The 23,625-nt window shown below is 64.5% G+C and carries 19 protein-coding genes and 4 tRNA genes; 19 read left to right on the top strand and 4 right to left on the bottom strand.

Annotated features, from left to right (window positions below; genetic code table 11):
- Positions 1-166: 166 nt before the first annotated feature.
- The 3 genes from FA90_RS11445 to FA90_RS11435 all read left to right on the top strand — a co-directional run bounded on the left by FA90_RS11445 (position 167) and on the right by FA90_RS11435 (position 3,259).
- Positions 167-1,330, top strand: coding sequence for an ATP phosphoribosyltransferase regulatory subunit (locus tag FA90_RS11445; protein WP_036168817.1), 1,164 nt, complete (start codon positions 167-169; stop codon positions 1,328-1,330).
- Between the two features lie 3 nt (positions 1,331-1,333).
- Positions 1,334-2,644: an adenylosuccinate synthase gene (locus FA90_RS11440; RefSeq protein WP_036168816.1), complete on the top strand. Its 1,311-nt coding sequence runs from the start codon at positions 1,334-1,336 to the stop codon at positions 2,642-2,644.
- A gap of 72 nt (positions 2,645-2,716) precedes the next feature.
- A complete protein-coding gene (locus FA90_RS11435; RefSeq protein WP_036168814.1) occupies positions 2,717-3,259 on the top strand; it encodes a phosphoribosyltransferase in 543 nt (180 codons plus the stop codon).
- 83 nt (positions 3,260-3,342) lie between these two features.
- Here FA90_RS11435 and FA90_RS11430 read toward each other — a convergent pair whose 3' ends face one another.
- Positions 3,343-4,305: an IS1595 family transposase gene (locus FA90_RS11430; protein ID WP_036168812.1), complete on the bottom strand. Its 963-nt coding sequence runs from the start codon at positions 4,303-4,305 to the stop codon at positions 3,343-3,345.
- A 361-nt stretch (positions 4,306-4,666) separates the two neighbouring features.
- Between FA90_RS11430 and FA90_RS11425 the strand changes: the two genes are divergently transcribed.
- From FA90_RS11425 to FA90_RS11395, 7 genes are all read left to right on the top strand, one after another.
- Positions 4,667-6,274, top strand: a complete 1,608-nt coding sequence (locus tag FA90_RS11425) for a methyl-accepting chemotaxis protein (protein WP_036168810.1) — start codon at positions 4,667-4,669, stop codon at positions 6,272-6,274.
- Between the two features lie 122 nt (positions 6,275-6,396).
- Positions 6,397-8,094 carry a methyl-accepting chemotaxis protein gene (locus tag FA90_RS11420; RefSeq protein WP_036168808.1) on the top strand — a complete coding sequence of 566 codons (1,698 nt, stop codon included), beginning with the start codon at positions 6,397-6,399 and terminating at the stop codon, positions 8,092-8,094.
- Positions 8,095-8,136: 42 nt separating this feature from the next.
- On the top strand, positions 8,137-8,736 hold the full coding sequence (locus tag FA90_RS11415; protein ID WP_036168805.1) for a MarC family protein: 600 nt from the start codon (positions 8,137-8,139) through the stop codon (positions 8,734-8,736).
- Between the two features lie 229 nt (positions 8,737-8,965).
- Positions 8,966-10,828, top strand: a complete 1,863-nt coding sequence (locus FA90_RS11410; RefSeq protein ID WP_036168803.1) for a protease pro-enzyme activation domain-containing protein — start codon at positions 8,966-8,968, stop codon at positions 10,826-10,828.
- Between the two features lie 36 nt (positions 10,829-10,864).
- Entirely contained in the window at positions 10,865-11,440 is a 576-nt protein-coding gene (locus FA90_RS11405) for a PEP-CTERM sorting domain-containing protein (protein ID WP_036168801.1), read from the top strand.
- A gap of 299 nt (positions 11,441-11,739) precedes the next feature.
- Positions 11,740-13,272 carry an endo-1,4-beta-xylanase gene (locus tag FA90_RS11400; RefSeq protein ID WP_197065287.1) on the top strand — a complete coding sequence of 511 codons (1,533 nt, stop codon included), beginning with the start codon at positions 11,740-11,742 and terminating at the stop codon, positions 13,270-13,272.
- A gap of 21 nt (positions 13,273-13,293) precedes the next feature.
- Positions 13,294-13,893 (top strand): NF038129 family PEP-CTERM protein, encoded by a 600-nt coding sequence (locus FA90_RS11395; protein WP_036168799.1) that lies wholly within the window; start codon positions 13,294-13,296, stop codon positions 13,891-13,893.
- A gap of 91 nt (positions 13,894-13,984) precedes the next feature.
- On the opposite strand, the gene uvrB is transcribed toward FA90_RS11395, so the two are convergent.
- A complete protein-coding gene (gene uvrB / locus FA90_RS11390) occupies positions 13,985-16,081 on the bottom strand; it encodes an excinuclease ABC subunit UvrB (RefSeq protein WP_036168797.1) in 2,097 nt (698 codons plus the stop codon).
- 108 nt (positions 16,082-16,189) lie between these two features.
- Here uvrB and FA90_RS11385 point away from each other — a divergent pair, with 108 nt between their 5' ends.
- The 5 genes from FA90_RS11385 (at position 16,190) to FA90_RS11365 (ending at position 18,915) form a co-directional block, all read left to right on the top strand.
- Positions 16,190-17,401: an amino acid aminotransferase gene (locus tag FA90_RS11385; RefSeq protein WP_036168796.1), complete on the top strand. Its 1,212-nt coding sequence runs from the start codon at positions 16,190-16,192 to the stop codon at positions 17,399-17,401.
- Between the two features lie 177 nt (positions 17,402-17,578).
- A tRNA-Asn gene (locus FA90_RS11380) sits at positions 17,579-17,654 on the top strand.
- A gap of 82 nt (positions 17,655-17,736) precedes the next feature.
- Positions 17,737-17,812: transfer RNA gene (locus FA90_RS11375), tRNA-Asn, on the top strand.
- Positions 17,813-17,926: 114 nt separating this feature from the next.
- Positions 17,927-18,421 (top strand): antitoxin Xre/MbcA/ParS toxin-binding domain-containing protein, encoded by a 495-nt coding sequence (locus FA90_RS27260; protein WP_036168794.1) that lies wholly within the window; start codon positions 17,927-17,929, stop codon positions 18,419-18,421.
- Positions 18,418-18,915 carry an RES family NAD+ phosphorylase gene (locus FA90_RS11365; RefSeq protein ID WP_036168792.1) on the top strand — a complete coding sequence of 166 codons (498 nt, stop codon included), beginning with the start codon at positions 18,418-18,420 and terminating at the stop codon, positions 18,913-18,915. The genes FA90_RS27260 and FA90_RS11365 overlap by 4 nt, the downstream gene beginning before the upstream one ends.
- Positions 18,916-18,918: 3 nt before the next feature.
- Here the strand turns inward: FA90_RS11365 and purT are convergent, their stop codons facing one another.
- The gene (purT, locus tag FA90_RS11360; protein WP_036168790.1) at positions 18,919-20,133 is read right to left on the bottom strand and encodes a formate-dependent phosphoribosylglycinamide formyltransferase; all 1,215 of its coding nucleotides are present in this window, start codon (positions 20,131-20,133) and stop codon (positions 18,919-18,921) included.
- A gap of 107 nt (positions 20,134-20,240) precedes the next feature.
- Here purT and FA90_RS11355 point away from each other — a divergent pair.
- From FA90_RS11355 to FA90_RS11340, 4 genes are all read left to right on the top strand, one after another.
- Positions 20,241-20,316, top strand: a tRNA-Asn gene (locus tag FA90_RS11355).
- 93 nt (positions 20,317-20,409) lie between these two features.
- Positions 20,410-21,054, top strand: a complete 645-nt coding sequence (locus FA90_RS11350; RefSeq protein WP_036168788.1) for a hypothetical protein — start codon at positions 20,410-20,412, stop codon at positions 21,052-21,054.
- A 13-nt stretch (positions 21,055-21,067) separates the two neighbouring features.
- A complete protein-coding gene (locus FA90_RS11345) occupies positions 21,068-22,180 on the top strand; it encodes an acyl-coA dehydrogenase-like protein (protein ID WP_036168786.1) in 1,113 nt (370 codons plus the stop codon).
- A 102-nt stretch (positions 22,181-22,282) separates the two neighbouring features.
- Positions 22,283-22,358, top strand: a tRNA-Asn gene (locus FA90_RS11340).
- Between the two features lie 70 nt (positions 22,359-22,428).
- On the opposite strand, the gene FA90_RS11335 is transcribed toward FA90_RS11340, so the two are convergent.
- On the bottom strand, positions 22,429-23,568 hold the full coding sequence (locus FA90_RS11335) for a YsnF/AvaK domain-containing protein (RefSeq protein WP_036168785.1): 1,140 nt from the start codon (positions 23,566-23,568) through the stop codon (positions 22,429-22,431).
- Between the last annotated feature and the right edge of the window lie 57 nt (positions 23,569-23,625).

The following is a 23,625-nucleotide window of genomic DNA, read 5'->3' as shown; positions in this document are numbered from 1 at the left end:
ATCGCGCTGGACTCGACGGTATTCAAGTGGAACTTTGCCAACATGTGCGTTCCCATTTGTCATGATTGAGTCCCTGTCATCCGCTGTTTTCGGGTAAAATCGCGGATTCGGCGCCAGCTTTCGCTCGTGGTGGCGCCCGCTATTATCTAAAATCTATCATCGTTCCATGCCTACCTGGCTCCTGCCCGAGAATATCGCCGACGTCTTGCCGTCCGAAGCGCGCAAGATTGAAGAGCTGCGCCGCCTGATGCTCGACACTTTCCGCACCTACGGTTACGAGATGGTGATGCCGCCGATGCTCGAGTACGTCGAGTCGCTGCTGGCCGGGGCAGGGCAGGACACCGATTCCAGGACCTTCAAGCTGATCGACGCCATGAGCGGGCGCCTGCTCGGCCTGCGCGCCGACATGACCACCCAGGTGGCGCGTATCGACGCCCACCTGCTCAACCGCGACAGCGTCACCCGCCTGTGCTACGTCGGCAGCGTGCTGCACACCCAGCCGTCGGGCCTGCACGCTACCCGCGAGCCGCTGCAGATCGGCGCCGAGATCTACGGCCACGCCGGCCTCGAAGCCGATGCCGAGATCCAGGAACTGGCGCTGGCCTGCCTGGCGCTGGCTGGCTTTGCCGCGCCGCGCCTGGACCTGTCGCACGTCGGCGTGCTGCGCGCGCTGCTCGAAGACGACCCGGCCGCCGGGCGCGACGAGCAGCAGCTGTACGGCTTGCTGCGCTCGAAAGACCAGCCGGGCCTGGAACAACTCAGCGTCGGCTACAAGAGCGCCACCCGCGCCGCGCTGCTGGCGCTGCCGCACCTGTACGGCGACGTCGAGGTCCTCGCGCGCGCGCGCGAGGCGCTGCCGGCGCTGCCGGGCATCACGCGTGCGCTGGCCGAGCTGGCGAGCCTGGCCGAAGTGGCCGGCGCCGCCATCGGCCGCACGCAAGTGGCGATCGACCTGGCCGACCTGCGCGGCTACCAGTACGAAAGCGGCGCCATGTTCGCGCTGTACGTGGCGGGCCTGCCGAACGCGGTCGCCCGCGGCGGCCGCTACGACCACGTCGGCGAGGCGTTCGGGCGGGCCCGTCCGGCCACCGGCTTCTCGCTCGACCTGCGCGAGCTGGCGCGCCTGCTGCCCAGCGCCGAGCGCAAGCACTCCATTCGCGCGCCGTGGGGCAACGCCCCCGCGCTGCGCGCAAAAATCGCCGAGCTGCGCAAGGCCGGCGAAGTCGTGATCCAGTCCATGCCGGGTCACGAAAACGTACAAGACGAGTTCGAGTGCGACCGCGCGCTCGTCCTCGAACAAGGAAATTGGATCCTCAAAAACGTAGGTTAAGTGATGTCAAATACTGCTAAGAACGTCGTGGTCATCGGCACCCAGTGGGGCGATGAGGGCAAAGGTAAGATCGTCGACTGGCTGACCGACCATGCCGCAGGCGTGGTGCGCTTCCAGGGCGGCCACAACGCCGGCCACACCCTGGTCATCAAGGGCCAGAAGACCGCGCTCCAGCTGATCCCCTCGGGTATCATGCGCGAAGGCGTGGCCTGCTACATCGGCAACGGCGTCGTCGTGTCGGTGCCGGACGTGATGCGCGAGATCGACAAGCTGCAGGGCGCCGGCGTGGAAGTCGCGTCGCGCCTGATGATCTCGGAAGCGTCGCCGGCGATCCTGCCGTACCACGTGGCGATCGACGTCGCGCGCGAAGTCAAGCGTGGCGCCAACAAGATCGGCACCACCGGCAAGGGCATCGGCCCGGCCTACGAAGACAAGGTCGCGCGCCGCGCCATCCGCATCGCCGACATGCTCAACGAAACCCGTTTCGCCGAAAAGCTGCGCGAGAACCTGGACCTGCACAACTTCGTGCTGACCGGCTACCTGGGCGGCCAGGCGGTCGACTTCCAGAAGACCTTCGACGACGCCATGGCGCTGGTCCCGCGCCTGCGTCCGATGGTCGGCGACGTCTCCTCGGCCCTGTACAAGGCGCACAAAGCCGGCGGCAACCTGCTGTTCGAAGGCGCGCAGGGCTCGCTGCTGGACGTCGACCATGGCACCTACCCGTACGTCACCTCGTCGAACTGTGTGGCCGGCAACGCCGCCGCCGGCGCCGGCGTCGGTCCGGGCATGCTGCACTACATCATGGGCATCACCAAGGCCTACACGACCCGCGTCGGTTCGGGCCCGTTCCCGTCGGAGCTGTCGACCGCCGAAGGCGTCGGCGAGCACCTGTCGCGCGTCGGCCACGAGTTCGGCACGGTCACCGGCCGCGCCCGCCGCTGCGGCTGGTTCGACGCCGCGCTGCTGCGCCGCTCGGTCCAGATCAACGGCGTCTCGGGCATGTGCCTGACCAAGCTGGATGTGCTGGACGGTATCGAGTCGCTCAAGCTGTGCACCGGCTACAAGATCGACGGCCGCGACGTCGACATCTTCCCGGTCGGCGCCGAAGAAGCCGCCGCCTGCGTGCCGGTCTATGAAGAAATGCCGGGCTGGACGGAAAGCACCGTCGGCGCCAAGTCGATGGACGAACTGCCGGCCAACGCGCGCGCGTACATCAAGCGCATCGAAGAACTGGTCGGCATCCCGGTGGACATGGTGTCGACCGGTCCGGACCGCGAAGAAACCATCGTGCTGCGTCATCCGTTCGCGGCCTGATCTTAATAAAAAATAGAAAGAAAGGGCTTCGAAAACAAGTTTGCGGAGCCCGGCAACGAGGAAAGTTAAAGCATGAATACTCCTGCATCGACCGATAAAGACCTCTGGGTGTCGTGGGACGAGTACAACCGCCTGGTCGAGCGCCTGGCGCTGCAAGTGTACGAATCGCATTGGAAATTCGACATGGTGCTGTGCCTGGCGCGCGGCGGCGTGCGCCCGGGCGACGTGATCTCGCGCATCTTCGACGTGCCGCTGGCGATCCTGTCGACCAGCTCGTACCGCGAAGAAGCCGGCACCAAGCAGGGCAACCTGGACATCGCCAAGTACATGACGATGACCAAGGGCCCGCTGGCCGGCCGCATCCTGCTGGTCGACGACCTGGCCGACTCGGGCGTGACGCTGATGAAGGTGCGCGAGCACCTGCAGTCGAACTACCCGGACGTCACCGAAGTGAAGTCGGCGGTGCTGTGGGTCAAGGGCACCTCGGCCTTCAAGCCGGACTACCACCTGGTCGACCTGCCGCACAACCCGTGGATCCACCAGCCGTTCGAAGACTACGACGGCCTGCGTCCGCACCAGCTGTCGGCGTGGCTGAAGAAGTTCGAGAAGAACTGATCGCCAAGGCGGCATCGCATCCTGAATCGGGGCTTCGGCCCCGATTTTTTTTGGCTGTGTTCGCGTTAAGTCGACGTTTTAGCCTACCTTGACTGAGCTTGACGTACCGCAGTACACAGCCATTGCGCTGGTGTCTCCAATTCGTGTGCATCGAGTAACCGCTGCCAGCCGGAATAGTTCGCCAGGTAACGGCTGGCGACACCTTTGAAGCGCATCAGCCAATTTTTGAAACGGCTGTGCCAACCATTGACGTTCTGGAGATGGATCGCGCCGCGTGCACGCCGGCCCGCGCGCAGGTTGACGGGCGCGTGCGTGATCCCGGTCTCCGCGGCGAAGCGGGCATACGCCGCTGCACTGTCGCTGATCAAGAGCACGTCGGGAGAAAGCACGGGTGTCAGGCGCGAGCGCAATTGTGCTGCCGTCACGGGACCGCGGCCGGTATGAAAGTCCAGCGTAAGCCCACTGCGATCGCGCACCACCAGCAGGCAGTCGTGCTCGCGGTTGATGCCGTGCCGGCTGGCCGCGCCGCCGCGTCGCCGGGGCGGACGCGTCAACTGGCGCGCGCCCTTTTGCGATTCGAGGCGATAGGTCTCGTCGGCTTCGACGATCGCCGACAACATCGACGGCCGATGGTGCGCGGCGCCCGGTCCGAACCGGTGGCGCCAGCGAAAACTTGTGGTTCGGTGCACGCCCGTGTCGCGCGCGGCCTGGCGTACGGTACGCGACTCGAGCATGCACTGAAGATAGGGCAGCCAGCGCTCGCGCTTGCGCAGCCGCGCCAGCGGTGTGCCGGTCAGGGCATTGAAAGAGCGGTCACAGCCGAGGCAGCGAAACCGTTGCAAGCCGCTGGCGCGGCCGCAGCGGTGCAGCCGCATGCCGCTGCAATGCGGACAGGGCCGGCCTGCCGCGGCCGCTTCGACCAGCGCCAGGCACTCGGACGGGTCGCGGATGCCGGCGATCCAGGTGCGCAATTGCGCCAGCTCGCTGCTGGACAATGTTGCGCCAGAAAGCAGGGCGAACAATTCGCTGAAGGTGGGCCGTTGCATCGTCACTCCCGATGGGCTAACTCGACAATGCGTAAGACTTCGGCAACGCCGTTTGGTTCACTTAACTAACGCGAACACAGCCTTTTTTTTGGCTGTCGTTGATGCCTGGGCGCAACGCTCAAAACTGACATTTATTCCCTAAACATCGTCAAAAACGACGGAACATTCGGTTCTGACGAGCAAGACCTTAAAAGCCTGGAAATTGACTCGTTAGATTCGTCAATTTCCTATAAGATACATTTCTTATTTGCTTATGCCCGGTGTTGCTGGATCCGGGCAGTACGGTGCGCGCCAAGCCGCACCGTGTCGTGTGGCCCCACCCCCGCTGCATCTTCCTGCTCACAACCCGCTTCCACACGACATGAACTTCTTTCTTAGTACGATCAAGGCGCGCCTCTACTGGGGCTTTGCCATCATCCTTTCCCTCATGCTGGTCATTGCCGTCACTGGCCTGATCAAGATGGCGGACGCCAACGAGGCGACACGCCATATCGTCACCGTCAACATGGAAAAGATCGATCTGCTCGGGGAGATGTCGGACTCGGTGCACGTGGTCGCGCGCGTGCTGCGCTCGATGGCGCTGTTGCAGGACAAGGCGGAAGCCAGGCACGAGGGCCTGAAAATCGTCGCGGCGCGCGAGCAATACGATCGCGCCTTCGCCAAGTTGCGCGAGATGCCGCTGGACGACGCCGGACAGCGCGCCATCGCGGACATCGCCCGCATGCGCGACGAGGTACGGCCGATGAACAACCGTTTTCTCCAGATGGCCGACGCCGGCGATCCGGAAGCCATCCATTACATGCTGCGCACCGCCAACCCGGCGACGATGCAATGGCAGGCCGCGATCCGCGAGTTCATGACCCTGCAGCGCCAGAAAAGCCGCGACGACCTGGCCAGCACCCAGGCTGCTTACGAGCAGGCGCGCCTCTTGATGCTCGGACTGACAGCGTTCGCGGCGATCGGCGGGGCATTGTTCGCACTGCAGATCACGCGCTCGGTGACGCGCCCGCTCGGCAGCGCGGTCGAACTGGCGCGCACGGTCGCAGCCGGCGACCTCAGCACCACGGTCGAGGTGCATGCCGACGACCGCAGCGAAACCGGCGCGCTGCTGCGCGCGCTGAACGAGATGACCGCTGGCCTGAACACGATCGTGCACCAGGTGCGCCACGGTGCGCAGGCGCTGTCGAGCGGTGCCGCCGAGATCGCGCGCGGCAATTTCGACCTGTCGGCGCGCACCGAGCAGCAAGCCTCGGCGCTGCAGGAAACCGCGGCGTCGATGGAAGAACTCACCGCCACCGTGCGGCACAACGCCGCCAACGCCAGCCAGGCCAGCACCATGGCGCACACGAATGCCGGCACCGCGTCCGACGGCGGGCAGGCGGTGACCCGGCTGGCCGAGGTGATGGGCGGTATCGAAACCTCGTCGGCGCGCATCGTCGAGATCATCGACGTGATCGACGGCATCGCCTTCCAGACCAATCTGCTGGCCCTGAACGCGGCGGTGGAAGCGGCGCGCGCCGGCGAGCAGGGGCGCGGCTTTGCGGTCGTGGCCAGCGAAGTGCGAGCGCTGGCCCAGCGCTCGGCCACTGCGGCGCACGAAATCAAGGGTCTGATCGACGACTCGAGCGCGCGCGTGGCCGAAGGAGCGCGACTGGCGCGCCAGGCCGGCAGCACGGTGCAGGGCATCGCCGGGGGAATCGAGGAAGTGTCGACCCTGGTTGCCGAGATCGCCAACGCCAGCCGCGAGCAGTCGGCCGGCATCGAGCAGACCCACCTGGCGGTCAGCGAGATGGACCAGATCACCCAACGCAACGCGGCGCTGGTCGAAGAAGTGGCGGCGACCGCGGCCACGCTGGAAGAGCAGGCGCAGGCGCTCGACCAAGTGGTCAGCCGCTTCCGCCTGCAGGGCGAACGCCGCCCGACGCCGTCGGCCCTACTGCCGCGCCTGGCGCTCGCCGCCACGGTTTGAACCGCCCCGGGCGTTGTATTCCTGTCGAAGCCAGGCAATCAAGATTTTCCTGTTCGCAATCTTCTTTTATACTTCTGGAATTGCCTGATGGAAAGTCGGGCGCTTCGACAGACTGACGATTAATGAAGAATCTGAGCATTGGTAAGAAAATCGCCGCCGTTTTCGGCGTGATACTGCTGGCTGCGGCGGCCATCACCGCGATCGGCTTGTGGCAACTGAACACCGTCATCGCGTCGACCCGCGAGATGATGGCGATTCCACTGGCCAAGGAGCGCCTGGTCAGCGACTGGTACCGCGTGATCTACGGCGGCAACCGCCGCACGCTGGCGATCGCGGCCAGTGCCGACAGTTCGCTGGTGAAGTTCTTTGCCGAAGACCAGGCGCAGGGCGTGAAGGAAGTCGGCGAAGTCGTCGACAAGGTCAAGCCGCTGCTGGACTCGGCCGAGGAAAAGCAGTTCGTCCAGGAGATCCTGGCGATCCGCGCCGCCTACAACGACATGCGCGTGCAGGTGGCCAAGGCGCGCGCGGCCGGCGACGCAGACGGCGCCACCCGCCTGCTGAACGAGAAATTCATCCCGATCTCGAAGGATTACCAGGGCAAGCTGCGTGAACTGACCGAGATGCAGCGCCGCGCGATCGACGCCGACGCCGTCAAGATCGAGGCTGCCGGCGCGCTCAGCCTGCGCCTGCAAGGCTTGCTGAGCGGCCTGCTGGCGCTGCTGGTGGTCGGCATCGGCGTCATGCTCAGCAAGAGCATCGTCGGGCCGCTGCACCAGGCGATCGCGGTCGCGCGCCGCGTCGCCAAGGGCGACCTGAGCGCCGACATCGTGGTCACCGGCCGCGACGAAGCCGGCCAGCTGCTCGGCGCGCTGCGCGAGATGAACGAGGAGCTGCGCACCCTGGTCACCCAGGTGATCCAGGGCGCCGGCCACATCGCCGGGGCCTCGGACGAGATCGCGTCCGGCAACCTCGAACTGTCCACGCGCACCGAGCAGCAAGCCAGCGCGCTGGAAGAAACCGCATCGTCGATGGAAGAGCTGACCTCGACCGTCAAGCAGACCGCCGACAACGCGCGCCAGGCCAACCAGCTGGCCGGCTCGGCCAGCGAGGTCGCCGTCAAAGGCGGCAACGTGGTGCGCCAGGTAGTCGAGACGATGGGTACGATCTCGGCGTCGTCGAACCAGATCGTCGACATCATCGGCGTCATCGACGGCATCGCCTTCCAGACCAATATCCTGGCGCTGAACGCGGCGGTCGAAGCCGCCCGTGCCGGCGAGCAGGGCAGGGGCTTTGCCGTGGTGGCCAGCGAAGTGCGCAGCCTGGCCCAGCGCTCGGCCGCGGCCGCCAAGGAAATCTCGGCGCTGATTGCCGCCTCGGTGTCGAACGTGCAGGCCGGCAGCGCGCTGGTCGGCCAGGCCGGCGCGACGATGGAAGAGATCGTCGAGAGCGTGCGCCGCGTGGCCGACATCATGGGCGAGATCAACGCCGCCACGGGCGAGCAGACGCTCGGCATCGAGCAGGTCAACGAGGCGATCAACCAGATGGACCAGTCGACCCAGCAGAATGCGTCGCTGGTCGAGGAAGCGGCCGCGGCCTCGGAAACCCTGCAGCGCCAGGCGGCCGACCTGGCCGAGGCGGTGCGCGTGTTCAAGCTCGGCGACGAACCTGCCGCGCCGGCTGTACGCGCGCGCGCGCCCGTGCTCGCAACTGCGCCCGCATCCGCGCCGGCCCGCAAGGCCGTGGCGCCGGTCCGCGCCGTGCGCGTTGCCACGGCCAAGGCCGAGCCGAGCATGAGCGCGGCGGAGTGGGAAACGTTCTGATCCTGCCGCCCCGGGGCTTGCAAATGGGTTAAGATTCCGCGCATGACTCAAAGCTTTTTCCAGACTTTCATCCTGCTGCTGCTCGTCACCGACCCGTTCGGCAACGTGCCGCTGTTCGTCACGGCGCTCAAGGACGTCGCGCCGGCGCGCCGGCCGCGCATCGTGATCCGCGAGTGCGCGATCGCCTTTCTCCTGCTGCTGCTGTTCATGTTCTTCGGGCGGCACTTCCTGGCGGCGCTGCAGCTGACCGACATTTCGCTGCGCATCGGCGGCAGCGTGATCCTCCTGATCATCGCGATCCGCATGATCTTTCCACACCCGGACGGCGTACTCGGGCGCAGCGAACACGGCGAACCCTTCATCGTACCGCTGGCGATCCCGGCGTTAGCCGGGCCGTCGGCGCTGGCCACCGTGCTGCTGTTCACCTCGCGCGACATGGAAGAAGTGATGGTGCACGTGGCGGCGCTGGCGGCGGTCGCGGTGATCTGGCTGGCCGTATTCCTCGGGGCCGAACGCTTGCAAAAAGTGCTGGGCGTTCAGGTCATGACGGCATTCGAGCGCTTGATGGGTCTGATCCTCACGGCGATGTCGATCGAGATGTTGCTGGGTGGGGTCCGGGCTTTTGTCAAAACATTGCAATAAAAATATTTATATTTCGCGAAAAAAATGTAAGTTTCTCTACATATCGATACATTTTGTCGAAAAATATTACATATTTACATGATTTTCCGCAGGAGATTGTGTCAATGTCGTGACAAATCCTTGATTTGTAGAACAAATTTTTTTGCCTAAAGAACTGGCACGGACATTGCTATGAGGTATGTGCGCTCGTTAACAGACGGGCCTCTCAACTACCTCTAGGGAGTCTGCATTGAAAGTTCTCTCCGCAATTTCCGTCGCAATCGGCCTGCTGGCCGGCTCGCTGGCACAAGCTGCTCCAGCCCAGTTCCACGTGGAAAAGGACGCGCGCGTCGTCGACCTCGGTCTGGCACCGCAAAGCGAAGTGCGTTCAGTGACGCTGTCGCTTGCCGTCAAGAACATGGCCGCCCTGGAAGCTTACGCGGCGTCGACCGTCGATCCGAGCAGCCCGAACTATCATAAATTCCTGACTCCCACCCAGTTCGCCGCAACCTACGGCCAGGATGCGACCGCGGTCGCCCAGGTCGTGAACTTCCTGCAGGCATCCGGCCTGACGGTGACCAAGGTGTACGCAAACAACCTGTTGATCACCGTGCGCGGTACCAATGCCCAGCTGGCCTCGGTGTTCGGCAGCCCGATCCACACTTTCCAGTCGCTCGGCCAGACCTATGAGGCGCCGGTGAGTGCCGGCAGCGTGCCGACCCAGCTGGCCGGCCTGGTCAAGGGTGTGCACGGCCTGAGCGCGCGTCCGCGCCTGCGCAGCAATGCCGTCAAGCAGCCGAACGCGACCGCTTCGGCGCTGTTGCAAGCGACCTCGGCAGCCGATCCGTCGGCCGCCACCGCGCCGGGCCGCTACACCACCGCCGACCTGGCCAAGCAATACAACATCACCCCGCTGTATTCGGCCGGCATCACCGGCAAAGGCAAGACCATCGGTATCGCGACCCTGGCCGGCTACACCCCGGCTGACGTGTTCGCCTACTGGAAATCGGTCGGCCTGAACGTCAACACCAACCGCATCACCGACATCCTGGTCGACGGCGGTCCTCCGGGCGGTGCCGCCGCCGACGGCGCCGACGAGACCACGCTGGACATCGAGCAGTCGGGCGGCGTCGCGCCGGACGCAAACATCCGCGTGTACATGGCGCCGAACACCGACAACGGCTTCATCGACATGTTCGCGGCCGCCGTCAACGACAACATCGTCGACACCCTGTCCGTGAGCTGGGGTGCGTCCGAAGTGTTCTACGCGCAGGCCGACTACGACGCCTTCCACGCCGTGTTCCTGCAGGCCGCGGTCCAGGGTATCCCGGTCATCGCATCGTCGGGCGACTCGGGCGCCTTCGACATCAACCGCAACTACGCCTACCCGGGCTGCACCACCACGCTGACCGTCGACTTCCCGGCCGCCGATCCGCTGGTGCTGGCAGCCGGCGGTACCACGCTGCCGGTCACGCTGCGCTTCAACGCCGGCGGCACCGTCACCGTCCCGACCGAACGCGCCTGGGGCTGGGATTACCTGCGCGACTGGGCTGTTGCACACCTCGGCCAGAGCACCTATTACAGCGCACTGTTCCCGGTGGGCGGCGGCGGCGGCGTCAGCGTCGACTTTGCCCGTCCGAGCTACCAGAGCAACCTGGCAGGCGTGGCCAACAGCTCCGCCGGCCAGAGCCTGATCTGCAGCGGCGCAGCGCTCGGCACGACCGGCGGCTACACCGACCTGCTCGACCAGCCGGCCAACTTCGCGGGCCGCAACCTGCCGGACGTCTCGCTGAACGCCGACCCGGAATCGGGCTACGGCCTGCTGTACCAGGGCAGCTGGATCTACGGCTACGGCGGCACCAGCTTCGTGGCGCCGCAGCTGAACGGCATCTTCACGCTGATCGCGTCGGGCAAGAACGGCCGCGTCGGCCTGCCGCACCCGCAGCTGTACAGCGCATTCAAGGCGCAGGGCTATGGCGCAGGTTCGCCGTTCCGTCCGGTCTCGGCCGGCACCAACCTGTACTACTCGAGCAAGGCGAGCTTCAACCCGGCCACCGGCCTGGGCGCGCTCGACGTGGCAAACCTGGCGCGCACCCTCGGCGTTTCCCTGTAAGCATCGGCTCAACCACACATCACGAAAGAACAATAAATGAAATCGATCATCAAAAACGCAGTCCTCGGCCTGGCTCTCTCGTCCTGCGCCGCTTTCGCTTCGGCGACTGCCTTTATCAGCACGAGCATTGCTCCCGTCACCTTCGACGACGGCTCGACGCTGAAGACCTTTAGTATCAACAGCAATGGCCTGGTCGATGACAACACCCGCTCGGTAATCGCCCCGATGGCAGGCGATACCTTCACGTTCGACTTCCTGTTCAACCTGCCGGACGCGATGTCGTCGTTTGCTTTCTTCGCGAACGCAGACCAGGGCGGCGTGGCGTTTGATGGCGCCGCCTTCGGTTACATCACTGGAGGCCAGATCAATGGCATCATCCAATCGTTCTCGGCAGACGGCGTCAGCGGTAGCGGCCTGCTGAGCAGCGCAACGTATGACCTGCGCCTGACCGGCTCGTTCCTGGCCGACGGCGGCAGCTTCAGCGGCCTGGCCGGCGCTGTGCCGGTCGACATTCCGGTGGACACGGGGACCGTGCCGGAACCGATGAGCCTGAGCCTGATCGGCCTGGGCCTGGCCGGCATGGCCAGCCTGCGCCGCCGCAAGGCAGCATGACCGTTTGATGAGGATCGCCGCGCCCGCCCGGGCGTGGTTCGAGAAACGCCGCGCACGCAAGTTCGCGGCGTTTTTTTACGCCGACAAGCTGTGCTGGTAGCGCAATCAAAATGTTAGAGGAATGTTGTATTCGTCTTAAAAATTGTCGAGCAGCAGACAAAAAATGTTTGTATTTATCATATTTACAGGGTTTAATTGATTTCAGACTGTTAACAAAATACGAGCAGTCAACGGGCGTCATGCGTTGTTAGCGCTTAACACCGACATGGGCCCGAATAACAATCATCGGAGACAAAACCATGTACAAAGCACCTGTGTTCCAGCGCAGCGCCTTGACCATTGCCTGCTGCCTGGCCCTCGCCGCATGCGGCGGCGGGTCGGCCGATACGGCCACCCCGCGGTCCGCCAGCCGGATGGCGGCAAGTCAACCCAGTCCGACCAGCGCCGCCAGCCCTGCGGTCTACAACGCCGGGGTCGCGAGCCTGAAGGCGCTCGCCGATTTCCCGATCGGCGTCGCGGTCGACGGTGGCTGGGAAGCGCGCAGCCTGGTCAGCACGCCGGCGGAGCAGCTAGTCGTCAATCAGCACTTCAGCCAGGTCACGCCGGGCAATATCATGAAGATGAGTTACCTGCACCCGGACAAGGACACCTACACCTTCGCACAGGCCGACGAACTGGTGAACTACGCGGCCGCGCATGGTGTGCGCGTGCATGCGCACACGCTGATCTGGCATTCGGATTACCAGATTCCGTCGTTCATGAAGAGCTTCAGCGGCGACAAGACGGCGTTCCTCGCGATGCTGGACGAGCACGTGAAGACGATCGCCACGCACTACGCCGGCAAGGTGCAGAGCTGGGACGTCGTCAACGAGGCGCTGAACGACGGTGGCGGCTACCGCCAGTCGCTGTTCTACCAGCGCACGGGCGCCGACTACCTCGACCGCGCATTCCGCGCCGCGCGCCAGGCCGACCCGAACGCGACCCTGTACTACAACGACTACAACATCGAGTCGGACGCCAACAAGATGAACACGCTGACCGGCATGCTGGACGGCTTCAAGGCGCGCGGCGTGCCGATCGACGGGGTCGGTTTCCAGATGCATGTGTACATGGACTGGCCGTCCGCTAGCCAGATCAAGGCGTCGCTGCAGAAGGTCGTGGACCGCGGCCTGAAGGTCAAGATCTCCGAGCTCGACATCCCGATCAACAACCCGTACAGCGCCGCCTACAAGGCCGGCGACATCAAGACAGTCTACACGCTCGACCTCGGCCTGGCGCAAAAGAAGCGCTACTGCGAAGTGGTCAAGGCCTACCTGGAGGCGGTCCCCCCGGCCCAGCGCGGCGGCGTCGTCGTGTGGGGCGAGAGCGATCCGAGCAGCTGGCTGATCCAGCAGCTGTTCCAGGGCAGGCACGACGACTGGCCGCTGCTGTTCGACGGCCAGTACCGCGACAAGCCGGCGCTGCGCGGCGTGGCGGATGCGCTGACCGGACAGGCATGCACGAACCTGGCGTTCGTGGATGCGACCGGCAGCGTGAAGATCGCGCAGACGGCGCCGGTCCCGAACCGCATCACCGGCAAGTACAGCGCCAGCGTGACCCTCACCAACACCAGCGGCACTATCCTGAACGGTCCGCTGCAGTTCCGTCTCGACGGCCTGAGCGCAGGGGTGACGCTGGACAACGCCAGCGGCAGCCAGAATGGCGCCCCGTACATCACGCTGGCGCCGGTTTCGCTCGCCAGCGGCGCCAGCGTGACCGTCACCACCACGTTCTCGAACCCGGCCAAGACTGCCTTCACCTACAAACCGGCGCTGATCCTGGGCTCGTTGTAAGTCTCGAATAAAGGAAACGTCATGAACCTGAAGAAAATCCTGTCGCGCTCGCTGCTGGCACTGGCGCTGAGCGCCTCCGGCGCCGCTTTCGCCGGCCCGGCCTACCACGTGTCACTCGACACCTCGACGCTGGGCAGCGGCACTGCATTCCTCGACCTGGGCCTGGCCAACTTCGCCGACTCGGCCTCGGTCACGGCAACGCTCAGCCACTTCACCGGCGCCTTCGGCGAATACAGCGCTTACGGGGCCGGCAGCAGCGGTTCGGTTGGCGGCACGGTGATGCTGCATACTAACGATACCGGGTGGAGCGACCTGTTCCAGGGCATCCTGCTGGGCGGCTCGTTCGGCTTCGACGTCAGCTTCGATACCAGCGCCACCGGCAACAGCGCGAGCTTCGTCGCCCAGCTGTACAACGGCGACAAGACCGGCTTCCTGGGCGTTGAAGGCAATCTGCTGGAGATCGACCTGATGCCGGGCCAGGCCGACATGGTCTCGCCGGCTAACGCCTTCGCCAGCGTCACCCCGGCCGCCACGTCGGCTGTCCCGGAACCGTCGACCCTGCTGAGCATGGTCACCGGCGTGGGCTTGCTGGGCTTCGGCCTGCGCCGCCGCGCACGCTGATCCGTAATCGAGGCACTGATCCGAAATTGAGGCGCTGAAACGAATTGGGGCCCCGCGTTCGCGGAGCCCCAAGGTCGATGCATCGAAACCCTTACTTGCCTAGTATCGACACCACGTTGTCCGCCCCGGATGCCCCGAACGCCTGCTGCTTGAGAATGCCCAGCTGGTCGCGCACTTGCGCCGCCTTTTCGAACTCGAGGTTCTTGGCGTGGTCGACCATGAGTTTTTCGAGACGCTTGATCTCTTTCGAAATCTGCTTCTCGCTCATGCCCTCGACCTTGGCCGCTTCGACCGCAAAGCCGCCCGCTTCGGCCATGTTCTTGGCGGCGGCAGCGCTGTAGACGCCGTCGATCAGGTCCTTGATCTTCTTGCTCACGCCCTTCGGCACGATGCCGTTCGCTTCGTTGAAAGCGATCTGCTTGGCGCGCCGGCGCTCGGTCTCGTCGATTGCGCGCTGCATCGAATCGGTCATCTGGTCGGCGTACAGGATCGCCACGCCGTTCAGGTTACGCGCCGCGCGGCCGATGGTCTGGATCAGGCTTCGTTCCGAACGCAGGAAGCCTTCCTTGTCGGCGTCGAGCACGGCCACCAGCGACACCTCGGGCAGGTCCAGGCCCTCGCGCAGCAGGTTGATGCCGACGACCACGTCGAAGGTACCCAGGCGCAGGTCGCGCAGGATCTCGACCCGTTCGACCGTGTCGATGTCGCTGTGCAGGTAGCGCACCTTGATGCCGTGGTCACCCAGGTACTCGGTCAGCTGCTCGGCCATGCGCTTGGTCAGCGTGGTCACCAGCACGCGCTCGTCCTTGGCGATGCGGTCGTTGATCTCGCCCATCAGGTCATCGACCTGCGAGCGGGCAGGGCGCACGATCACCTGCGGGTCGACCAGGCCGGTCGGACGCACCACCTGCTCGACGACGTTGTCGGCGTGCTGCTTCTCGTAATCGGCCGGGGTCGCCGACACGAAAATACACTGGCGCATCTTGCGCTCGAATTCCTCGAACTTGAGCGGCCGGTTGTCCATCGCCGACGGCAGGCGGAAGCCATAGTCGACCAGGTTGAGCTTGCGTGAGCGGTCGCCGTTGTACATCGCGCTGAGCTGGCCGGTCATCACGTGCGACTCGTCCATGAACATGATCGCGTCCTTGGGCAGGTAGTCGATCAGCGTCGGCGGCGGTTCGCCCGGCATCGCGCCGGACAGGTGGCGCGAATAGTTCTCGATCCCTTTCGTGAAGCCGACTTCGGCCAGCATCTCGAGGTCGAAACGGGTGCGCTGCTCGAGGCGCTGTTCTTCCAGCAGCTTGCCTTCCTGGCGGAAGAATTCGAGGCGGTCGCGCAGCTCGGCCTTGATCGATTCGACCGCTTTCAGCACGGTCGAACGGCCGGTCACGTAGTGCGAACCCGGGTACACGGTAAAGCGCGGGATCTTCTGGCGCACCTTGCCGGTCAGCGGGTCGAACAATTGCAGCGATTCGATCTCGTCGTCGAACATCTCGACCCGGATCGCCAGTTCCGCGTGCTCGGCCGGGAAGATGTCGATGGTGTCGCCGCGCACGCGGAAGGTGCCGCGCGCGAAGTCCATTTCGTTGCGCGTGTACTGCATCTGGATCAGGCGCGCGATCACGTCGCGCTGCGCGACCTTGTCCTTGGCGCGCAGCGTCAGCACCATCTTGTGATACTCGTCGGGATTACCGATACCGTAGATGGCCGACACGGTCGCCACGATGATGACGTCGCGCCGCTCCATCAGCGACTTGGTGCACGACAGGCGCATCTGCTCGATATGCTCGTTGATCGACGAGTCCTTTTCGATGAACAGGTCACGCTGCGGCACGTAGGCTTCCGGCTGGTAGTAATCGTAGTACGAGACGAAATACTCGACCGCATTCTGCGGGAAGAATTCGCGGAACTCGGCGTACAGCTGGGCCGCCAGGGTTTTATTCGGCGCGAACACGATCGCCGGCCGGCCGGCCTTGGCGATCACGTTGGCCATCGTGTAGGTCTTGCCGGAGCCGGTCACGCCGAGCAGCGTCTGGTACATCAGGCCGTCGTCGATGCCTTCGATCAACCCTTCGATCGCGGTCGGCTGGTCGCCGGCGGGCGGGAAGGGCTGGTGCAGCTTGAACGGCGAGTTCGGATAAGTGATGACGGTGGGCTCGGGAGCGTTTACAACCGATAGTTCTGCCATGAGATCAGACCTTTGCTAGAATGAGAATCCGCCTGCGGCCTAGCACAACCCTTTGGCCGCTGTCTATACAACTGCTGCGAACCCAGCCGACAAACCAAGTTTATCACGATGAATTCCACAGCTCCTGCCAGCATCTTTGGCGCCATCGCCATGGCCCCGCGCGACCCGATCCTGGGCATTACCGAAGCCTTCAATGCAGATGCCAACCCGGCCAAGATCAACCTGGGCGTCGGTGTCTACTATGATGACAACGGAAAAGTGCCGCTCTTGGAATGCGTGCGCAAAGCGGAAGCGATGTTGATGGAACAGCCTGCACCGCGTACCTATCTGCCGATCGAAGGCCTCGGTACGTACGACAAGGCTGTGCAAGAACTCGTATTTGGGGCCGATAGCCCGGTAATTCAAGAGAAGCGTGCGATCACCGTGCAAGCACTGGGCGGCACCGGCGCGCTGAAGATCGGCGCCGACTTCCTCAAGCGTTTCGCGCCGGGCTCGCAAGTTTACATCAGCGATCCGAGCTGGGAAAACCACCGCGCGCTGTTCGAAAGCGCCGGTTTCGAAGTCAACAACTATACCTACTACGACCCGGCGACCCACGGCGTGAACTTCGACGGCATGCTGGCCGCACTGAAGGCGATGCCGGAAGGCGCGATCGTCGTGCTGCACGCCTGCTGCCATAACCCGACCGGCGCCGACCTGACCCCCGAGCAGTGGGGCCAGGTGATCGAGGCGGTCAAGGCCGGCGGCCTGATTCCGTTCCTGGACATGGCTTACCAGGGCTTCGGCGCCGGCATCGCCGAAGACGGCGCGGTGGTGCGCCGCTTCGTGGACGCCGGTGGCCCGCTGCTGGTGTCGAACTCGTTCTCGAAGTCGTTCTCGCTGTACGGCGAGCGCGTCGGCGCGCTGTCGGTGGTGGCTTCCTCGAGCGAAGAAGCGGCGCGCCTGCTGTCGCAGCTGAAGCGCATCGTGCGCACCAACTACTCGAACCCGCCGACCCATGGCGGCAAGGTGGTCGCGACCGTGCTGTCGACCCCGGAACTGCGCCAGAAATGGGAAGACGAGCTGGCCGGCATGCGCGTGCGCATCAAGGAGATGCGTGACGAGCTGGTGAAAAAGCTGGCCGAAAAAGCGCCTGGCAAGGACTTCGAATTCGTGCGCCAGCAGGTCGGCATGTTCTCGTACTCGGGCCTGACCAAGGAGCAGGTCGGCCAGCTGCGCAACGAGTCGATCTACGCCGTCGATACCGGCCGCATCTGCGTCGCCGCGCTGAACTCGAAGAACATCGATCGCGTCGTTGACGCCATCGCAAAAGTTCTCTAAAATCCCGGCTCTTCGCTAACAGGATGTCGCTTTGACATCCCGCTTGCGTATCGGGGTCTCAAGCAAGCGTCGCGAGCGGCCGCAGTTTCGGTTGAGAAGCGCAGCCGTACTTACGGTACGGCGAGCATCGCAAACCGAAAATGCAACGCGCAGCAGCTTGATTGAGACCCCCACCGTTCCCTGATAGCTCAGTCGGTAGAGCGACGGACTGTTAATCCGCAGGTCCCTGGTTCGAGTCCAGGTCGGGGAGCCAGAATTCCAGCCTTGCAGGTATGCACGATTGATAACTTGGTCTGTGCAAGCAGTGGGGCAGCAGTTATAATAGCAACATCAATTCCCTGATAGCTCAGTTGGTAGAGCGACGGACTGTTAATCCGCAGGTCCCTGGTTCGAGTCCAGGTCGGGGAGCCAGAATTCAGCAGTAAGGCAAAGGCCGCATCCAACGATGCGGCCTTTTTCGCTTTTTGGCGTCCGCTAGCGCGCTTTGCTCATTTGATCTAGGATTGGTACTCAAACGAGCAAATCATGACGGCAGCTGCAAAGCATATCGTGGCGGAATCGGCAGTCGGCCTGCAGAGCCGGTGGCTGAACTTCCGTGCGCTCTATCAAACCACACCCACCGACCGGATCGACCTGATCCGCAGCGGCGTCAACGCCGCCGACTTCAAGGCCTTCGTCGGCCGCCTCGACATCCAGCAGGAAAAGATTTTCACCATGCTGGACATCGCCACCGCCACCGTCAACCGCAAGGCCAGCCGCAACGAAGCGCTGTCGCGCGAAGACAGCGAAAAAGTCCTCGGCATGGCCAAACTCATCGGCCAGGTCGAAACCATGCTCGAACAATCGGGCGACCCCGGGCAGATGCACGACTTCGACGCCGCGCGCTGGCTCACGCGCTGGATGGAGGAGCCGATCCCGGCCCTGGCCGGCGCCTCGCCCTCGCAATACATGGACACGATCGAAGGCCAGGACATGATTTCCAAGTTGCTGGCGCAGATGCAGACCGGGGCCTACGCGTGATCCGCGCCTGGCGGATCGCGACCGATACGCCCGGCTACACCGCGGACGACCTCACCGGCGCCGGCGCCAAGCTGTCCGGCGGACGCTGGAACCGCCCCGGCAACGCGGTCGTCTACTGCGCCGGCAATATCTCGCTGGCCGTGCTGGAAACCTTCATCCACCTCAAGGCCGGCGGCTTGCCGCTGAACCGCTACCTGGTCGAATTTTCCATTCCGGACGGGGTGTGGGCGGACGCGGTCGACTTGTCGACGCCGCCGGTCGGCGGGGACGCGATCCCGACCGGCAAGGTCAGCCTCGACGCCGGCGACGCCTGGCTCAAGGGCAAGCGCAGCGCGCTGATGATCGTGCCCTCCTTCATCGTCGGCGAGGAATCGAACGTGCTGATCAATCCGCTGCATCCGGATGCGAGCCAGGTCGTGGCGCGCAAGGTCAGGAAGTGGACGTACGACCCCAGGCTGCTGGGGCCGAATCCGGGCGCCGGCCTGCGCCCGTGAAAATCACTTCCAGCCGGAGACCGGCTTGACCTTGGCGGCCGCCTCGAGCGCGCGGGCGCGCGCGCTGTCGATGTCGTCGGCGCTCGCCAGCGCCACGCCCATGCGGCGGCGCGCGAACGATTCCGGCTTGCCGAACAGGCGGATGTCGGCGCCCGGCACGCGCAGCGCCTCGGCCACGCCCTCGAAGGCGATGCCCGGCTCGTCGAGCTGCCCGTAGATAACGGCGGACGCGCCCGGCGAGCGCAGCGCGACGTTGACCGGCAGGCCGAGGATGGCTTTGGCGTGCAGCTCGAACTCGCTCTGGGTTTGCGTCGCCATCGTCACCATGCCGGTGTCGTGCGGACGCGGGCTGACTTCCGAGAACCACACCATGTCGCCCTTGACGAACAGCTCGACGCCGAACACGCCCCGGCCGCCGAGGTTGGTGGTGACCTTGTCGGCGATCTCGCGCGCGGCTTCCAGCGCGCGCGGGCTCATCGGCTGCGGCTGCCAGGACTCGACGTAATCGCCGTGCACCTGCCTGTGCCCGATCGGCTCGCAGAACTGGGTGGCGGTCTCGCCGTCCCCGTTGGTGGCGCGCACCGTCAGCAGCGTGATCTCGTAATCGAAATCGATGAAGCCTTCGACGATCACGCGGCCGGCGTCGACGCGCCCGCCCGCTGCGGCGTAGTTCCAGGCATTCTCGACGTCAGCGGCGCTGTCGAGCTTCGACTGGCCCTTGCCGGACGAGGACATCACCGGTTTGACCACGCACGGGAAGCCGATCTCGGCACATGCCGCTTGCAGCTCGGCCAGGCTGGACGCGAAGCGGTAGGGCGAGGTCGCCAGGCCGAGTTCTTCGGCGGCCAGGCGGCGGATGCCTTCGCGGTTCATGGTCAGCTGGGCGGCGCGCGCGGTCGGGATGCAGGCGATCCTGCCCGCGGTTTCCAGCTCGGCCAGCGTGTCGGTGGCGATCGCTTCGATCTCGGGCACGACCAGGTCCGGCTTTTCCTGCTCGATCAGCGCGGCCAGCGCGGCGCCGTCGGTCATGTCGATCACGTGGGCCCGGTGCGCGACCTGGTGGCCGGGCGCGTTCGGGTAGCGATCGACCGCGATCACCTCGACGCCGAGGCGCTGCAGCGCGATGATGACTTCCTTGCCGAGCTCGCCGGAGCCGAGCAGCATGACGCGCGTGGCGGAAGGGGAGAGCGGGGTGCCGAGGATGCGGGGTGTGTTCATGTCGGTGTGGTTCTGCTGGTCGGAGAAGAGTCGCGACTATAACAAACACTGCACGCCGGTGCTTAAACTTGGCAAGGCTGAAATTCCTGCTATAATACGGCCTCCTTTCCCTGATAGCTCAGTTGGTAGAGCGACGGACTGTTAATCCGCAGGTCCCTGGTTCGAGTCCAGGTCGGGGAGCCAGAATAAAGTTGAACACAAAGGCCTTCTTCGGAAGGCCTTTGTCGTTTCCAGGCCGGTGGTTCGAGAGAGAAAAGCCTGCCGAACAGGGAAATCTTGAAAGCGCTTTTGGTACTCATCCTATGTGCCAGCCTGGCTGGAAATTTCTATCAATATCAGAAGGCCAAGGACGGGCGCCGCCCGGAAAGCAGTACCATCGGCGCACCGATCGTCATGCGCACACGCGGCGGACTCCTCGAAGTCAGTGCAATATCGGCAACCGAGCAATTCGAAGCCACCGATGCGCATTCGTTCTTGCGGATTCATCTTGGAAGTACGGTCGGGCAAATAAAAGTACCCGCTGTCTATCGCTACCATATCGAACTGGCGCCCGAGTGGAAGATCCGCTTCAGAAACAAGACCTTCGTGGTGATTGCGCCAGCGGTCCAGCCCACGCTGCCGGTCGCGATCGATACGAAGGGAATACGACAGCAATCCACGGGCATCTGGTCGGTCGTTACCGGTAGTGCCGTGCTGGACAAGATTCTGCATTCGATTTCTCCCGGCTTGAATGCGAAGGCAGCGACGCCTGCTTATATCAGGCTGCAGCGCGAAGCCGCGCGTTCAACCGTCAAGGAGTTCGTGGCGAAATGGCTGATCACGCAAGCGCAATGGAAAGCGTATTCGGCGTATCCGATCCAGGTCTATTTTGCCGACGAACCGATACAAGTGCTGCGGACCGAGGATTCGCCAGTTGATTGACAGGATTCCCAGCATGCGCCACGCCCCTTTCGGGACGACCTTGTCCGCCACCGACGCGCGCCGTATCGCCCGCTACGCCGCCGAGGCCGACGCCTGGCGCTGGCTGCATCCGGTCCAGCAGGGCATCCTGCACCGGCGCGGCTGGCTCAGGATGCTGGCCCCGCGCGCGCTCGGCGGCGGCGAATGGCCGCTGCCCGACGTCGTGCGCCTGGAAGAAGCGGTGGCGCGCGTCGACGGCAGCACCGCCTGGACGCTGACGCTGTGCGCCGGCGCCGGCTGGTTCGCCGGTTTTCTCGCGCCGCCGCTGGCGCGCCAGATCCTGGCCACGCGCCGCGTCTGCCTGGCCGGCAGCGGCGCCCCGACCGGCTACGCCGACCTCGAGGGCGATGGCTATCGCATCGACGGCCTCTGGGACTACGCCAGCGGCGCGCCGATGGCCACCCACTTCACCTTCAACGCCGTGCTGCGCAAGGATGGCGCGGTGCTGCGCGACACCCAGGGCAAGCCGCGTATCCAGGCCTTCGTGGTGCCCGCCGAGCTGGTCGAGACCCAGCCGACCTGGCGCAGCATCGGCTTGCGCGCGACCGCTTCGGATGCCTACCGTATCAAAGGGCAGCGGGTGCCGCGCGAACATGCCTTCGACATCGATCCCGCGCGCGCCACCGCGCCGGGGCCGCTGTACCGTTTTCCGTTCCTGGCCTTCGCCTACGTCACGCTGGCGGCCAACCTGGCTGGCATGGCGCAGCACTTCGTCGACCTGGCCACCGATTGCATCGCGCGCCGGCGCAACCGCTTCGCCGACGATGGCGGTGCGCTGATCGAAGCGCCGCAGGTGGCGGCCGTGCTGGCCTCCACGCGCGCGCGCCTGGGCGACGCGCGCACGCGCGTGTACGCGGTGCTCGATGCGGCCTGGCTGGCCGCCTCTACCGAGGATGTGGTCGATGCAGGGCAGGCCGCGGCGCTGGAAGCCGCGTCGATGGCCTGGGTGGGTGCGGCGCGTTCTGCCGTCGATACCTTGTTCCCGTACTGCGGCCTGGCGGCGGCGCGCGAGGATGCCGAGATCAACCGCGTCTGGCGCGATTTTCATACGGCGTCGCAGCATGCCTTGCTGATGCCGCAGCCGTAGCCGTAGCCAGCGCCGGCGGTGGCAAGAGCGGCTGCCGGGCGCGCACGATTTCCGTGCTGCACTAGTCAAACCGGAAACCAGCCGCTATAATCTGGCCTCCTTTCCCTGATAGCTCAGTTGGTAGAGCGACGGACTGTTAATCCGCAGGTCCCTGGTTCGAGTCCAGGTCGGGGAGCCAGAACATCAAGCTGTAATGCAAAAGGCCGCATCGTCCGATGCGGCCTTTTTCGTTTCAGCGACCGATTCGTTTAATGGGCAACCTTGTCCCAGCCCTGACGCACGGCGGCTTTCATCTTGTCCCAGGTCGAGCCGGCGGTGCTGCCGTTGCGGCTTTCCCAATCGCTGCGCAGGTCGGACTCGACGTCGTCCCAGTTGCGGCCCTGGTAGCGCGCATCGCCGCGCATCTGCGAACCGTAGCTGTAGGCCGGCGCATACTCGTCATAGCTGCCGCCCGAAGCCCCGTAGGTGCTGTTGAAATGGTCGCGATAGGCGGTATCGTCATTGAGCGCCGAATCGCCCAGTTGCTCGACCTGAACTTCGGTGTGGCGCACGGTGTCGTTAATCTGCTGCTCGCGGTTGCTGACTTCCTTGCCGACGATGACTTCCTCGACCACGCGGGCCGATTTCTGCACCACGGCTTCCTCGGCGGTCTCGCGCAGCTCGATCGACTGTTCCTTGAAGGCAGTCGCGTCGGTGGTGCTGATCGGCTGGTCGACCGGACGGCGCTCGACGTTCACGTGCTCTTCGCGCAGGTTGACGCTTTCGTTGACCGGGGTTTCGATCACGCGCGAGAACACGCGCACGCCGCCGCGCTGGACTTCACGCTTGCCGACTTTCAGTTCTTCCTGCACGACCGGAATTGCGGCGGAGCGCTGGTCATTGAGCTGCTCGCCCATGTCGCGTTGCATCGAACCGGACTGCGTACTGTCGCTCAGCGAGCCGGTGCTGTACGACGACGAACCCGTGACGCCGGCCTGCATCGACGCGCCCAGGCTCGAGCTGCCGGTCCTGACGGTCGACAGCACGCTGGGGTCCATCGCCGACGTGGCGTCGCGCTCGTCGATGTCGAGCGGATTGAAGTGCTCGATCAGGCCGGAGGCGCGGTCGACCTCGGCATCCGACTGGGCGGTGATGGTGAGGACATGGTGGCCTTGCGTCACGGCGCCGGCATAACGGCTCGCGTGCTCGTCGTGGTCGTCGCCGAACAGGTTGGAAAAAAAGTGCTTGACCGAGGCGCCCACGCTTTCGTCGTGGGTGGCGCTGCCGGCGCTCGTGTCCGCACTCGAGATGCTGACATTGGTTCGGGAAAAGTCCGCGGACAACAAGGCGTCCATGGCGTTCTGGGCGCTGTCGCGATTGTCGAAAACCGCTACTAGAGTGTGTTGCATGATGAACCCCTCCGGTCTGTGTGATGGCTTGAGAATATTAAATTTACATCAATCCTG

Origin of the sequence: Massilia sp. 9096 (assembly GCF_000745265.1) — a bacterium.
Lineage (GTDB): Bacteria > Pseudomonadota > Gammaproteobacteria > Burkholderiales > Burkholderiaceae_D > Telluria.
This window is presented reverse-complemented; position numbering and strand designations above follow the sequence as displayed.

Bases quoted from the DNA above. Each gene is read 5' to 3' on its own strand.
- FA90_RS11445 (WP_036168817.1), top strand. From the start codon at position 167: ATGCCTACCTGGCTCCTGCCCGAGAATATCGCCGACGTCTTGCCGTCC.
- FA90_RS11440 (WP_036168816.1), top strand. From the start codon at position 1,334: ATGTCAAATACTGCTAAGAACGTCGTGGTCATCGGCACCCAGTGGGGC.
- FA90_RS11435 (WP_036168814.1), top strand. From the start codon at position 2,717: ATGAATACTCCTGCATCGACCGATAAAGACCTCTGGGTGTCGTGGGAC.
- FA90_RS11430 (WP_036168812.1), bottom strand. From the start codon at position 4,305: ATGCAACGGCCCACCTTCAGCGAATTGTTCGCCCTGCTTTCTGGCGCA.
- FA90_RS11425 (WP_036168810.1), top strand. From the start codon at position 4,667: ATGAACTTCTTTCTTAGTACGATCAAGGCGCGCCTCTACTGGGGCTTT.
- FA90_RS11420 (WP_036168808.1), top strand. From the start codon at position 6,397: ATGAAGAATCTGAGCATTGGTAAGAAAATCGCCGCCGTTTTCGGCGTG.
- FA90_RS11415 (WP_036168805.1), top strand. From the start codon at position 8,137: ATGACTCAAAGCTTTTTCCAGACTTTCATCCTGCTGCTGCTCGTCACC.
- FA90_RS11405 (WP_036168801.1), top strand. From the start codon at position 10,865: ATGAAATCGATCATCAAAAACGCAGTCCTCGGCCTGGCTCTCTCGTCC.
- FA90_RS11400 (WP_197065287.1), top strand. From the start codon at position 11,740: ATGTACAAAGCACCTGTGTTCCAGCGCAGCGCCTTGACCATTGCCTGC.
- FA90_RS11395 (WP_036168799.1), top strand. From the start codon at position 13,294: ATGAACCTGAAGAAAATCCTGTCGCGCTCGCTGCTGGCACTGGCGCTG.
- uvrB (WP_036168797.1), bottom strand. From the start codon at position 16,081: ATGGCAGAACTATCGGTTGTAAACGCTCCCGAGCCCACCGTCATCACT.
- FA90_RS11385 (WP_036168796.1), top strand. From the start codon at position 16,190: ATGAATTCCACAGCTCCTGCCAGCATCTTTGGCGCCATCGCCATGGCC.
- FA90_RS27260 (WP_036168794.1), top strand. From the start codon at position 17,927: ATGACGGCAGCTGCAAAGCATATCGTGGCGGAATCGGCAGTCGGCCTG.
- purT (WP_036168790.1), bottom strand. From the start codon at position 20,133: ATGAACACACCCCGCATCCTCGGCACCCCGCTCTCCCCTTCCGCCACG.
- FA90_RS11345 (WP_036168786.1), top strand. From the start codon at position 21,068: ATGCGCCACGCCCCTTTCGGGACGACCTTGTCCGCCACCGACGCGCGC.
- FA90_RS11335 (WP_036168785.1), bottom strand. From the start codon at position 23,568: ATGCAACACACTCTAGTAGCGGTTTTCGACAATCGCGACAGCGCCCAG.